Source organism: Thermoplasmata archaeon (assembly GCA_035532555.1).
Lineage (GTDB): Archaea > Thermoplasmatota > Thermoplasmata > Lutacidiplasmatales > UBA184 > Lutacidiplasma.
In genome coordinates this window covers 1-13,078 of record DATKQS010000027.1, presented here as the reverse complement: position 1 = coordinate 13,078, position 13,078 = coordinate 1, and the positions used below count along the sequence as shown (strand labels likewise).

At 67.3% G+C, this 13,078-nt stretch carries 13 protein-coding genes and 1 tRNA gene; 4 read left to right on the top strand and 10 right to left on the bottom strand.

Annotated elements, in window-relative coordinates; translation table 11 throughout:
- Window positions 1–260 precede the first annotated feature (260 nt).
- The 3 genes from VMV28_08330 to VMV28_08320 all read left to right on the top strand — a co-directional run bounded on the left by VMV28_08330 (window position 261) and on the right by VMV28_08320 (window position 1,205).
- A complete protein-coding gene (locus VMV28_08330; protein ID HUZ80600.1) occupies window positions 261–521 on the top strand; it encodes a hypothetical protein in 261 nt (86 codons plus the stop codon).
- 37 nt (window positions 522–558) lie between these two features.
- Window positions 559–676 (top strand) — tRNA-Ser (locus VMV28_08325).
- Window positions 677–710: 34 nt separating this feature from the next.
- Window positions 711–1,205, top strand: a complete 495-nt coding sequence (locus tag VMV28_08320; GenBank protein ID HUZ80599.1) for a GAF domain-containing protein — start codon at window positions 711–713, stop codon at window positions 1,203–1,205.
- Here VMV28_08320 and VMV28_08315 read toward each other — a convergent pair.
- From VMV28_08315 to nadB, 3 genes are read right to left on the bottom strand one after another with little or no spacing between them, the layout of a single operon-like run.
- Window positions 1,156–1,929: a phosphopantothenate/pantothenate synthetase gene (locus tag VMV28_08315; GenBank protein HUZ80598.1), complete on the bottom strand. Its 774-nt coding sequence runs from the start codon at window positions 1,927–1,929 to the stop codon at window positions 1,156–1,158. The genes VMV28_08320 and VMV28_08315 overlap by 50 nt on opposite strands.
- A gap of 17 nt (window positions 1,930–1,946) precedes the next feature.
- A complete protein-coding gene (locus VMV28_08310) occupies window positions 1,947–3,101 on the bottom strand; it encodes an acyl-CoA dehydrogenase family protein (GenBank protein HUZ80597.1) in 1,155 nt (384 codons plus the stop codon).
- A 52-nt stretch (window positions 3,102–3,153) separates the two neighbouring features.
- The gene (nadB, locus tag VMV28_08305) at window positions 3,154–4,704 is read right to left on the bottom strand and encodes an L-aspartate oxidase (protein ID HUZ80596.1); all 1,551 of its coding nucleotides are present in this window, start codon (window positions 4,702–4,704) and stop codon (window positions 3,154–3,156) included.
- A gap of 86 nt (window positions 4,705–4,790) precedes the next feature.
- On the opposite strand from nadB, the gene VMV28_08300 reads away from it, so the two are divergent.
- On the top strand, window positions 4,791–6,167 hold the full coding sequence (locus VMV28_08300; protein ID HUZ80595.1) for a hypothetical protein: 1,377 nt from the start codon (window positions 4,791–4,793) through the stop codon (window positions 6,165–6,167).
- Here VMV28_08300 and VMV28_08295 read toward each other — a convergent pair.
- The 7 genes from VMV28_08295 to VMV28_08265 all read right to left on the bottom strand — a co-directional run bounded on the left by VMV28_08295 (window position 6,119) and on the right by VMV28_08265 (window position 12,709).
- Window positions 6,119–7,078, bottom strand: coding sequence for a GNAT family N-acetyltransferase (locus tag VMV28_08295; protein ID HUZ80594.1), 960 nt, complete (start codon window positions 7,076–7,078; stop codon window positions 6,119–6,121). The genes VMV28_08300 and VMV28_08295 overlap by 49 nt on opposite strands.
- A 19-nt stretch (window positions 7,079–7,097) precedes the next feature.
- A complete protein-coding gene (gene prs, locus VMV28_08290; protein ID HUZ80593.1) occupies window positions 7,098–7,976 on the bottom strand; it encodes a ribose-phosphate diphosphokinase in 879 nt (292 codons plus the stop codon).
- A gap of 74 nt (window positions 7,977–8,050) precedes the next feature.
- Entirely contained in the window at window positions 8,051–9,364 is a 1,314-nt protein-coding gene (locus tag VMV28_08285; protein ID HUZ80592.1) for a S26 family signal peptidase, read from the bottom strand.
- A 142-nt stretch (window positions 9,365–9,506) separates the two neighbouring features.
- Complete coding sequence (locus VMV28_08280) at window positions 9,507–9,689, bottom strand: methytransferase partner Trm112 (protein HUZ80591.1); 183 nt, start codon at window positions 9,687–9,689, stop codon at window positions 9,507–9,509.
- Window positions 9,686–10,921 carry a translation initiation factor IF-2 subunit gamma gene (locus VMV28_08275; GenBank protein HUZ80590.1) on the bottom strand — a complete coding sequence of 412 codons (1,236 nt, stop codon included), beginning with the start codon at window positions 10,919–10,921 and terminating at the stop codon, window positions 9,686–9,688. The genes VMV28_08280 and VMV28_08275 overlap by 4 nt, the downstream gene beginning before the upstream one ends.
- The gene (locus VMV28_08270; protein HUZ80589.1) at window positions 10,918–11,310 is read right to left on the bottom strand and encodes a S6e family ribosomal protein; all 393 of its coding nucleotides are present in this window, start codon (window positions 11,308–11,310) and stop codon (window positions 10,918–10,920) included. Before VMV28_08270 ends, VMV28_08275 begins: the two co-directional genes overlap by 4 nt.
- 301 nt (window positions 11,311–11,611) lie before the next feature.
- Window positions 11,612–12,709, bottom strand: coding sequence for a hypothetical protein (locus tag VMV28_08265; protein ID HUZ80588.1), 1,098 nt, complete (start codon window positions 12,707–12,709; stop codon window positions 11,612–11,614).
- Window positions 12,710–13,078: the final 369 nt, after the last annotated feature.

Below are 13,078 nucleotides of genomic sequence, written 5' to 3'. Positions count from 1 at the left end.
GACCGAGACCTGAACGCGGCGCGGAACCTCGTGTCGCTCGTCGCCGGGAGTTCCCCGGAGACGGTAAACGCCGGTGGAGCGGACGTAAGACCCATCCTCGCGGACGGGCGGACCGCAGTGAACCCGGAATCCGTACCTGTTCCTACGTACGGATGAACGGTTTTTCGGGGCAAGCTCGGGCCTAGATAAGCGGCCCGGGTGGCCTTCGGAACGGGGGCACACCAACTCCTTATGTACCGGGAACTGGTCGTGCCGCTCCCATGCTGTTGTTCGCGGATCACCGGTCGTTTTCGGTGCCCGACGATCGCTACTCTCACTGCGTGTTCTGCGGCAAGGATCTGGTCGTGTTGCCCGGCGATCGGAGGGGGAGTTCCTGCTTCGATTGCCTACCGCTCTTGGGCCCGGAGCCGGCTCCATGCCCCGAGTGCGACTACGAGATTCCGGGGAGCCGCCGCGCCCTGGGATGCCCATCGTGCGGGTGGTTCCCGGCCGAGCCGGTACTCGTGCAGGCTCCCCGCTAGCTTTATCGGCGAACTCTCGTCCCTCGCCTCGGGGCGTGCCGAGGTGGCTCAGTCCGGTACGGCGCGAGTCTGGAAAGCTCGTGGCGGAATACGCCTCGGGAGTTCAAACACCGGGGGCGGTCGATCCGTCCCGGGGGGAAATCTCCCCCTCGGCGCTTTCCCCTCCGGCCGCGCTGCGGCCGGTGCCCGATGACCGTGCATCCGCGCGAGGTGACGCCGTCACTCCTCCACGTGGACGCCATCCTCGGCCGCTTGAAGGGGCGAGCCGCCCTCTCCGAGGTCTGCCGCTTCCTGCGGATGGAGTTCCCCCACTATCGTTGGGCCGGAGTGTATCGTCTGGACGGGAGCACGCTCGTGCTCGAGGGCTGGAATGGGGAGGCGGCGACCGAGCACACGCGCATCCCGATCGAGCGGGGCATCTGCGGTCGGGCCGCGCGGGAGAACCGATCGATCGTCGTCGCCGACGTCCGGCAGGAACCCGATTATCTCTCGTGCTTCCTCGATACCCGCTCGGAGATCGTCGTCCCGATCCGGGAGGGGACGGCCGTCCTGGGAGAGATCGACGTCGACGGGACTGCGGTCGGAGCCTACGACGAGAGCGACGCGCGGTTCCTGGAAGTGATCGCGACCCGGCTCACCGGCGCCGTGAGGGCCGCGGCGCTCGAGCCCTCGCCTCCCGGGTGAGACGCCGTTCGATCGTCGCGAAGGCGTCCGCGAGCACCCGAGACCGGTCGAACGGCCGGAAGAACCCCGGCCGCACCTGTGCCTTGTGAAGGCGGATCGCCCGGGCGATGTGATCGAGCGCGCGGGTGATCTCATCGATGATCGGCAGATCGGATCGCGCACTCGTCCGCGAGAGCGGGTTGAGGTCGATCGAAATCACGCGGATGCCGAGCGCGCGGAGCGCTTCCGTGCGGTCGCCATCCTCCAGGGGGATCAGGCAGACGTCCGCTTGCGCGATCCCCTCCCGGTCGACGAGGGCCCGGTCGGAAGGGAGCTTCGGGATCCGTGCGGTCGGGTGGACCCCGAGCACCGTCCGGATGCCCGCGGCTCGAAGCCGTGAGGCGACTCTTGCGGCGCGCGCCGGAGTGCGGTGGAACAGATTCACCTCCACGCGCAGACGCGGGAGGGCCCGGACGAGGCGGGCCAGCGGTTGCGCGGCGAGGGCCGCCACGTTGCCGTTGACGCTCACCACGGGGCGTCGGGCGGCCAGGAGCCATGCGGCGGCCGCGCGCTCGGCCCGTCGCGCGCTCGCCGAGCTGCGCTCACCGAGGAGGTAGTCGAAGGCCTCGCCGCGGCCGTGAGCGATCAGACCTTCGGGCGCAACGACCCCCTCGCGCATCTCCTGGGCCAGATGGGCGCGCGTGCGGAGGCTCTCAGCGCGGGGATGTCGGGGAGAAATCCGCATCGCGTGCCGCCCGGCCGTCAGTGCTCGAAGCCGGGTCCGAGGAGCTCGCGGGCGATCACGAGGCGTCGTATCTCGCTCGTACCGGCCCCGATTTCGAGGAGCTTCGCATCCCGGGCGAGGCGTTCGAGGGGGACGTCCCGCATGTAGCCGTATCCGCCCCAGATCTGGATCGCCTCGAGCGCGGCGCGCGTCGACGCCTCGCTCGCGAACGTCAGCGCTGCCGCGCTCGCGCGAGCCGAGCGCTTGTCGCGCGTCACCGCCGCCAACGCCCCGTAGAGGAGTTGACGCGAGGCCTCCAGGTCCATCCACATGTTCGCGATCTTCGCCGCGATGAGCTCGAAGTGGCCGATCTTCTGGCCGAACTGCTCGCGCTGTCGCGCGTACTCGAGCGAGCGCTCGAGGCACTCCGTCGTGATCCCCACGGAGATCCCGGCGAGGACGGCGCGCTCCACGTTGAGGCCGCCCATCATGATCCGCACGCCCTCGTTCTCCGGGCCGACGAGGTTCGCGGCCGGGATCTCGCAATCCTGGAACGCGAGCTCGCCGGTGGGCGAGCCCCGCATCCCCATCTTATCGAGACTGCGTGCGACGACGAAGCCGGGCGCGGAGCGTGGAACGATGAACGCGCTGATCCCGTGCGACCCCTTCTCCGGGTCGGTCTTCGCGTAGACGAGCAGCGTATCCGCTACGGGGCCGTTGGTGATGAACTGCTTCGAGCCGTTCAACACGTACCGATCGCCCTGGCGAACGGCGACGGTCCGCAGCGCGACCGCGTCCGAGCCTGCGCCGGGTTCGGTGAGAGCGAGCGCCCCGATGTGTTCTCCACGGGCCAGCGGGGGCAGAAAGGTACTGCGCTGGGCGTCGGAGCCGTTGCGCGCGAGATTGTCACAGAACAGGTTGGAGTGGGCCCCCACGCTCAGCGCGAGGGCCGGGCTCACCCGCGCGATCTCTTCCAGGATCAGCGCTTGGCACCGGTAGGAGAGTCCGAGGCCGCCGTACTCGGGGGGGACGGAGACGCCGAGGAACCCGGCATCGCCGAGGCGTCGGAAGACGTCCCGAGGAAAGTAGTCCTCCCGGTCCATCTTGTCCGCGATCGGCGCGATCTCTTTGCGGGCGAACCGCCGGATCGCCTCCTGCAGATCCCGCTCCTCGTCCGAGAGGCTGAGGTCCATGCCGGGGGGACGCCGCGACGGAGATAACGGTTGACGGAGCGCCGGAATCCCCTCACGTCGCCCGGCGCTGGAGCCCGAGGTGCAGGTGCCACTCCGGGCGCGGGTCGGGATGATCGGATCGGTAGTGGGCTCCGCGGCTTTCGGTGCGGGTGAGCGCCGCTCGGGCGATGAGGTAGGCGGTCAGAGCAGCGTGGGAGAGATGGCTCGGGAACGCCTCGGTCCGACGCTCGGCCGACGCGCCGATCCGTCCGAACTCCCGCATGGCGCTCTCGAGACCGACAGCCTCACGGATGATCCCGACCCGTTCCCACAGGAGTTCCTGCACCTCCTCGAACGTGCCTTCCTCCTGCGGTCCGGCGGGCGTCACCGGCCAATCGATGGCGAGTGTCCTCCGGGTGCGGACCGGCTTCCCGGCCCGTGGCTTCGCCAACGTTCGCGCAACGCGCTCGCCGAAGACGAGCCCCTCGATCAGCGAATTGCTCCCAAGGCGGTTGGCGCCGTGCACGCCGGTGGAGGCGACCTCCCCGCAGGCATAGACGGAGGGGAGCGTCGTCCGGCCGTCGAGATCGGTCCGCACACCGCCGATCATGTAGTGCGCGACCGGCGCGACGGGGATGCGATCGCGAGACGGATCGATGCCGTAGGCCGCGAGGAAGTGGCAGATCGAGGGGAAGCGTGCGAACAAGCGGTCCCGAGGAGTGGCGGTCGCGTCGAGGTACACGCACGGATGACCGGAGCGCTGGATCTCCCGGTCGATCGCGCGACTGACGATATCGCGCGGGGCCAGTTCCGCGTCGCGGTGCTCGGAGACGAGGAACCTCTCGCCGTCGGCGTTGACCAGCGAGGCGCCCTCGCCCCGCAGGGCCTCCGAGATGAGATAGCGGGGAGCCCCGCGACGGTAGAACGCCGTGGGATGGAACTGGATGAACTCCATATCGGCCACGAGCGCGCCGGCCCGGAAGGCGATGGCCACGCCCTCTCCGGTCGCGATCGATGGGTTCGAGCTCTGCCGGTAGAGGCTCCCCGCTCCGCCGGTCGCGAGGACCACCGGCCGCGCGTCGAGCCGGTCGACCCCGCGACCGTCCGGGTCGGAGAGCGTGGCCACGATCCGGCGCGTGGTGGACGGACGCAATTCCCGCAGCACCGTGCGTTCCCGGGTCTCGATGCCCATCTCGAGGACGCGTCGTTTGAGGGTCTCTTCGATGGATAGCCCGGTCGCGTCGCCCCCGGCGTGGAGGATGCGCCGGCGAGAATGGGCGGCCTCCTGGCCGAGCGCGATCTCTCCGTGGACCGTGTCGAAGGGAACCCCCAGCCGCACGAGATCGGCGATCCGTTCGGGGGCGTCGTGCGCGAGCAGCCGGGCCGCCGGTCGGTCGACGAGACCCGCTCCGGCGCGGACCGTGTCGGCGAAGTGGAGATCGATGGAGTCGTCCGATCCGATCGCCGCGGCGATGCCGCCCTGGGCATACCGGGTGTTCGACTCCTCGAGCCGCGCCTTGGTGACAAGGGTCGGCTTCAGGCCGAGCTCGTGGCACCGGAGGGCTACGTAGAGACCCGCGATCCCGCTACCGACGATGAGGGGCCGCCGGGTGAGATCGACCACGACCTCCCGACCGAGATCCGGGACATAGCGGCTTGCTTCGGTCGATCCCCCGTCCTTCTCTCATAGGATCGGGGAGTGGGAGGTCCATGGGACCGGACGCCGATCCCCTCGACCCTGCCGCCGGGGGGTGGGCACGTGCCGTGCGGGTCGAGGAGGATGCGCTCCTCGAGGGCGAGCTCGCCCCCCGTCTCCAGGCCGCGAGCGGGCTGCGGCCCATCAGCGTGACCGACCTGACCAATCCCCGCGCCGCGTACTGGAGGCGCCAGACGCAACTGCCGAAGCCTTCGAGCGTCCAGGCGCGTCTCGATGCCGGCGTTCGCTGGCATCTGTGGCTCGGGGCGCAGCTCGGACCCGGGACCCCCCTCGAGGTGCGGGTGCGTCGCGAGGGGATCATCGGCCAGATCGATGCGCTCACGGAGGTTCCCATCGAGCTGAAGACGACGAGCGGTCCCATCGGCGTCGACGACCTCGCTCGCGCACGCCCTGATTACGTCGAGCAGCTGGGCATGTACTGCGGCCTCCTTGGGCGACCGGCCGGCCGCCTCTCGGTGCTCATCACCCGCGGCGACGAGCTGGTCGACGCCCATGTCGTCGACATCTCCTTCCACGATCCGGCCGCGCTGTGGGCGGAGACCCGGCGGCGGGCGCAGGCGCTGCGAACGGCGTGGGAGGAGGGACGCCCGACCGATCTGCCGCGCTGTGCCTGGTTCGATCGTGGATGCGAGTTCCAACGCGAGCACGTCTGCTCCTGCACGGGGGGCGAGGGAGGCGAACCATCGCCCATCCTCACGGGATTGGCCGGCGTCGTCGAGGACCGCGAGGCCGGCGAGCGCTGGCGGGTCGCGGCCCGGGTCCGGGAAGGACGACCGCCGCCCGTCGTCGAGCGCTTCCGGGACCTGCTCTATCCCCGACGTGCGTACTTCGAGAGGACCCGGCCTCCGGCAACGGAGGAACGGGCGGATCTCCCGCACGCCGGCTCGGACCCCGTTCGAAATCGACTTTCGGAAGCGCTGGAAAGCGGAGCACCCGGCGAGCTCGCTCGCCACGCGCCCCGGACCGAGGAACCCGAAGAAGCGGTCCCGGTGTATCGAGGCAAGCCGTACCTGCTGCGCGTGTGGCGCACCCGCACCCTTCCGTCCGCAGAGGAGGTCCGAGTGCGCCAGCCGCAGTACGCGATCGAGCTCGGGTTCCGATGCGCCGCCCTTGGGGAGAACCGCGCCTGGCTGTTCCTCGCGGGGCAGCCGGAGGGTTCCGGACCGGTGCCATTGCGCGTCCTCTCGTACTCCTTCGACCCGGTCACGCCGTTCGCTCGTCTGTGGCGCGAACGCGCACGCGACCTCGCCCGGACGCTGCAGGACAACGATCCGTCTCGCCTGAGCCCGTGCCCGGGATGGATGGCGCGCGACTGTCGATTTCAGCCGGAGTGCGGTTGCCCATCCGGATCCGGACGGCTCCAGCGATAGATCGAGGCGGTCGCCGTCTGCCGGAAGCCCGTGCGCTCGTAGAGGGCGCGCGCCGGGGCGTTAGAGGCCGTGACCCAGAGCCGGACGGAGCCGTACCCGAGCGCGCGCAGGGTTCGGAAGCCCCATCGGACCAGGAAGGTCCCGAGGCCCGCGCGCTGGCGTTCCGGGTCGACCATGAGGTCGAGGTAGGTGGCTTGCCTCGGGGACTGTTCGGAGGTGATGAGGGCCGCGTAGACCGCCGTCCCTTCTTGGTTGATCACCGCGACCGACGCCTCCTCCAGGAATCGGCCGAGGCGGCTGTCGAAGAGCTCCTCCAGGACGCGGCGGTAGTCGGCGGGATCGGTGCCGAACAGCTCGGAGTCCTCGGTGTGGCGGAAGGCCCGGCAGTCCAGATCGGCGAGCGCTTCCAGGGAGACATCCCGGACCGGGACCGTGCGCAGCCCGGTGGGGAGTCGTGGTTCGACCGCGGCGTCCTCGGGGGCGATCTCACGTTCCATCGCGCAGCGCACGATCAGGTGCGCCCCGGGGCGGCCTCCAAGCCGATCCCACAAGGTACGTTCCTCCTCCGGCGAAAGGCCCGTCAACCCCACGTCGATCGCGCGCGCGTTCGGGGGCATGTGCTCGCGCAGGGCATCGACGAGCCGCTCCGCTCGGTCGAGCGCGAGCGGCCCCGCCTCGGTGTGGACGTGCCCAAATGAGAGGTTGCTGCGCATCGACTGGAATCCGAGCGCCGCCCCGCCCTCACCGTAGTACCATCCCTGGATCCGGCCGGTGTGGAGATCCTCCGCGAGATCCTCCACCCAATTGCCGGTGGGGGATTCCCCCCGGTTCCGGAGCTCCCGGCGCAATGCGTGTGTGAGCTCGACGAGGTCGTCGCGGCGCGCCGACGTGGCGGGCCGCGGCTCGTCCATGATCGCGCGTCCGGACCCGTCAGGTCGCGCCGATGTTGCGGACGAGGATCTGGGCGACGTCCGGAGCGACCGAGACCTTCTCCGCGCCGTTCTGAAGGGTGTCGGTGGCGTAGATCTCGTTCGTGACGGCCTTGATGCGTTCGAAGGCATCTCGAAGGAACAGCCCGTGGGTGCAGGCCGCGGTGATGGCCCCGACGTCGTTCCGGTGGAGGAGTTTGGCGGCTTCGACGATTGTCCCTCCCGTCGAGATAACGTCGTCGAGGATGGCGATGTGCTTGCCCGCGAGCTCGGCGGGGGCCTGGGCCGGGAGCCTCAGCTCGACGTGCTCGCTGTCGATCCGCTTCTTCTCCAGAGCGAACCACGGCAGTTGGAGGATCTCCCCGAGGCGGCGGACGCGCTCGATGCCGCCTTTGTCCGGAGAGACGAGGTAATCGACGGGTCGTTCGCGCAACAGGCGCGCGATCGCGGGGATGCCGCTCGCTTCGTACACGGGTTTGGAGAAGTGCGAGAGTGTCTGGGGGGAATGGAGATCGACCATCACCAGCGCATCCGCGTCGAGCTCGACATGCCGGGCGAGCGCCCGAGCGCTGATGGGTTCCCCGGGGAAGAAGCGCCGATCCTGTCGGGCGTACCCGAAGTAGGGGATCACGATGAACGTACGGAGCGCCCCGCCCTCCCGGACGGCGTCCTGGAGCAGAAGGAGTTCGAGCAGGTCCTCATCGCTTCGGGTGGACTGCACGATGACCACGTCCTCGCCGTCGAACCGACCACCGACCCGCAGGTAGAGCTCGCCGTCCGGGAACCGCTTGGTGAACGGCACCGCAAACGGCGCGTTGCCGAGTTCACGCGAGATTTTCTCGGCGAGATCGGTCGATGCGGTGCCTCCGATGACGTGCATCCCCACTCGTTCCCGTCCGGCGGAGACCGGGGCCGGGACAAAAGGGTTTGGCGGGGCCCGCTCTGGCCCGGGCTCTACAATCGGTCGTCCTTCTGCTTGGCCGTGTGCGTCTTTGATGGGCGCCGGACGGTCGGCTTCGGCCGTCCGCCTCCCCTCAGCTTGCGTCGGGGAGCGGGACGGTCGATGTCCTCCTCGTCGTCCTCGTTCGGACGTCGGAACGACAGTCGGCTCCAGAAGTGCTTCCCCCGGTCCTCGGATCCCTCTTCCTCCGCCGCCTCATCCTCTCGGGCCTCCTGTTCGACTGCGCGCCGCGGGTCCATCGGGCGGACGTAGCGACCGGCGTAATGGATAGCGAAGGCGGCCCCGACCAGTGCGGCGATCGTGATCCCCAGGAACTGCCAGGACTGCGCGGGGACCGATCCCGCGTTTCCATCGATCAGCAACTTGACGGATCCGACCCAGGGGAGCATGCCGCGCGCGACGCCGATCACCCAACCGGGCTCGACGATCTGGCTGATCGCGGCCGGGCCCTGGTCGGGCTCTCCCCGGCATGGGGAAGCGGCGCAGTCGAAGTTGTTGTCCCCCATCGTCAGGAAGCCGGAGTGGGCCCCGGAGGTCGCAGAACCGAGGGTCACGCTGACGGTGGCGGGCTGCCATCCGATCCGGTAGAGGTTGAGCACGGTACCGTTCGGAAGATCGTTCCAAGCGCAGCCCCCCAGGGTCCCCGAGGTGGACCAGCTCGCGTTGGGATTCGAGCCACACGCGAGCCCCTGGAGCTCCGGGATGGAGAACCTCGCACTCGTCGCGTTCCAATCGAGATAGACGAGCGGACGATGGATGATGGGCGTGCCGCCTTGACCGTTGGGAGAGTAGAGGATGACGTCCCCGTATTCGCCGTACGTCGAGTACCCCCGCCCCATCCCAACCATGTAGGTGACGACCTGGGGCACGGGGATCTTCTGGGCGAGCACGAGATCGCCCGCGTTGATCAGCCCGACCTGGTCGGACCCTCCGTGCTGCATGCTGCTCGATTCGACGACGTACACCGGGGGCCAGTTCTGGGTGTAGCCGAACACGCCGACGAGGAGGAGGATGATGATCGCGAGGGCGACCAGGGGCGCGAAGTACAGCGAATCCCGGGCCCGCCATGTCGGGGACGGCTTGCCCCGCCTTCCCGTGCGATAGTACCCCTCCGACTCTCGGTCGGTGGGGGGCTCGGCCCTGGCCCCGGACACCTTCCACCCCCGGATGGGCCGTGGCCTCGTCCGACGGACGTTGGTCGGACGGGAGGACTTCGGATGCCGGGGAGATCGCTTCGGCTCCTCCTCCTCGTCGTCGATTATCAGGTCGTCCTCGTCGAGGTCGGACGAGGCAGGGGTCCGGGCCATCGCCCTGGCTCGGCCAAGCCGCCCATAACCCTTCGTTTCGAGCGGAACCCCACGGCCGAGGGGGCGGGAAGGGCTCCTCGATCGATGATGAGCCGAATCCCGGGGCTCGGCGCACCGGCCGATGAGGTCCGAGGGGGGATGTTCACTCCCGGTCTTCGGGAGGCAACAGGTCGGGGATCCCGTCTTCGATGGGGTAATCGATGCGGCACTTCGGGCAGGTCAGCGTGCCGTCGATGATCTCGACCCCCTCGGTCCGACGAGAGGTGAGGGTGAGCTCGCCCCGGCACACGGGGCAGCAGAGGATCTGCATCAGGTCCGCCTTCATTTTGCCGGTCCCTCCACGATCCCGTAGCCGATCAGGCGCCAGGCGCTGATCCGCCGCGAGATGGCGACGCGGCTCTGCGGGAAGACCGTGACGGCCCGGCCGAGGCTCAGCTCGACCTCGTCCCCACGAGCGCTCGTGACCTTTCCCGAGGCGATGGTGGTGCCGACGGTCACCGCGAGCGTCTCGTTGGTTCGGATCTTCTCGACCTTCGTCTCCCGTTCCGCGCCAAGGACCCGGTCGAGCAGGGTTGCCTTCAGGCGGATCTTCTGGCTGACGGGAGGCAGCGTGCCCGCCGCGCCTACGAGGCGACCGGTGAGCCCGTCCCCCTTTGTCAGCGAGGGGTCGAGGGTCGTTCCGATCGCCGCGAGCCCTCCGGGGCGCAGCTCGTCCCACTCCTGCCCGCCGGAGATGAGCGAGGTGATCCGGGTGTGGAGCGATTCGGTCGTGACCCCGGGGGCGCTCGAGAATCCCGGCCGGATCTCGATGTCCTCTCCGACCTTCAGGTGCCCCTGCACGAGCGATCCGCCAAGGATCCCGCCGCGGAGGTCCTTGGGGAGCGTGCCGGGCCGGTTCACGTCGAAGGAGCGTGCCACGTACATCAGCGGAGGCTTGGAGAGGTCGCGGGGAGGGGTCGGGATCGTTTCCTCGATCGTGGCGATCAGGGCGTCGATGTTGACCTTGTGGTTCGCGCTGATCGGAACCACGGGCGCGGAAGCGAGCGGGGTTCCCTGCAGGAACTGGCGGATCTGCTGGTAGTTCTCGAGGGCCTTCTCCGAGGAAAGGAGATCGATCTTGTTCTGGACCACGACCACCTTGTGCACGCCGATGATGTCGAGGGCGTAGAGATGCTCGCGCGTCTGGGGCTGGGGGACCGGCTCGTTCGCCGCGATGAGGAGGAGCGCCCCGTCCATCAGTGCCGCTCCGGAGAGCATCGTCGCCATCAGGGTCTCGTGGCCCGGGGCGTCCACGAAGGAGACCGCCCGCAGGAACTTCGCCTCGCCGCCGCACGTCGTGCAGATGGGGGTTACGGAGAACCCCGCGGGTGGGGCGCAGTTCGAGCATCGATAGAATGCGGCGTCCGCGTAGCCGAGCTTGATGGAAATCCCACGCTTGAGCTCCTCGGAGTGGCGATCGGTCCACTCCCCCGTGAGCGTCTGGGTAAGCGTGGTCTTCCCGTGGTCAACGTGGCCGACCAGACCGATGTTGACTTCGGGTTGTCGAGGTACCTTCATGACGTCGGGGCCGCCACCGGAACGAACAGCTCCGAGAGCGGCTTCGGCCCCTTCTGCTCGACCACGAGGTTGACCTGGACGGTCTCCTCGCTGATCGTGTTCCCGCGGAACGTGCGCCGGCGGTGCATCCCGTGCCGCGGCGCTTGGAAGCCGAATCCGTCACCGACGTACAGGCGCAGCTGTCGGCCTCCGGGAACATCCGAGCGGAGTGCGAAACCGCTGCGATCCGTCCCTCCCGTGAGCCGGAAGGCGTATCCCGGGGCCCCCACGAGCTCCCCTCCGACCGTCTCCCCGATGCGCTTTCCGAGGAAACCGGCGGACTGGGGGTCGGCCACCGTACGCGCGTACGATGTGCTCCCCTCAGAGACGACGACCTTGTACTCGACCATGAACGACCGCGAAGTGCGCGCGCCAATTGGAGGTGCTTTAAATAGCTTGCCGCCGGAGAGGCTTTGTAGGAGAATTTCTCGACTGTAGGACAATCGACCGGGCTAGGAATCGCGTGTAGGAGAATCGGCTCCGATGCCGCTGCCAAACATCCTACGGGGCCATCCGCTCTGGCTCGGGGGCGCGACTAGGCGTTCCGGAGGTTTATATACGTCAATACCATCCATTAACTTACGGATGGGTCCTAATCTAAGGAGTCCACCTGTTTCGAACAAGCGGTGAAATTACCCCCGCGAATGATCATTATAGAACCTCTTCCTCTAGGCGCAGTTCCACGACGTTACGACCGGACGTTTGAAGGGCGCTGAGTTGCGCTCTAGCGTCGGCATTGAACGGTAAGAAAAGGTCGGAAACGCTCCCGCTGCCGATGATAGACTTGTCGAGTTTGGGGTCGTATAGCTTGACGCTCGCCCCGATCCTTGCGGCGCGACGATACACCTTTTCTGACGTAGGCGACCCGTTGATGATTGACTTTTGTCCCAAAACCCCGCCCGCACCCATGTAAATCGTTGGGTGGTGGTAGAAGGGCGCAACCTCGTTCGGCATGAGAGGCGTATCGCGCAGGGGCTTGATTGCGGCTAGGTCCGGGTTCCCGATGTAGGTGAAGGACTTGTTCACCTCTGGGACCTGGCCTCCGTAGAGGATAATCTTGCGAACGGCGTCTTCGTCGGTGATTCCGCCGCGGTGTTCTAGGAAAAAGTCCAGAGATCGGAGCATGATATCCGACGCGGAGATGACCGGGAATGTACAATCACCGCTGTAAACAATCTTGGGATACTGCGAGGATGACAGGGCGCGCCACGCCCCGGTAGGCGGGAATCGATCCATCCCGTCCAAGAGGAAGGTAGTCCCCTTCAGCTGCATGTCTAGGGCAAGCTTCCACGCGCAGACGACGTTGTAGTACGGATAGACCTCCTTGATGAAGTCGGCCGCGGAGACCTCGCGCGTGGCGGTACCGTACTCACCATACATTGTGACCTTGCCGTGCATCAGATGAGCCGAATTGAGGCGGGTGACAAAGTAGGCGATAGTGACTTCCTCTAGGGACAGGATTCTGCGTGCAAAATTGAGGCAGAACGATTTGTAGGCCAATCCTCTTGGAGCGAGCAGCGTTCCGATATCGGCCGCACAATACACCGGCCTGTGACGAGTGAGGCGGTAGCGACCGAACAGCTCGCTCAAAATCAGATCGTATCGCCTTTCGAAGTCTGCGTTGTCCTTTGGAAACACCGCCACACCCATCAGGGCCCTAAATTCCTTTCTTTGTCCCGGTTCTGGATACCATTCCTTGTAGATTTGCTTGGAATCAAGTCCAACGACCGGGCCGGTAAAGTCGCTCACTGAAGACTCCGAGGTCATCGGAGTACATCTGGCTTCGTAGCGGCTCAGCAGGGTCAGAAATGGGGCTCCCCTCGGGGCGGGAAGCTCGGGGCGTTGTAGGACCGTTCCATCGGGCCGCCCCCCGATCCTCTCGTCTTTCCTGGCGCCTCCAGCCCAATCCGTTTTCACGGTTGAGTAAACGTTTCAGAACGGTCACCAGAGGCGATCTGATTTCTAACTCGCGCCATGCAGCTTTGGGATGAAACGAAACCCCTGGGACAGAATCTCCCTGCGTGGGACAAGATCACGACGATACCACGTCGCAGGAATGATGGAAGCGTGCATCACGGCCCGCGTACCGAAAGGTTTATCCGGAGAAATGCAATATAG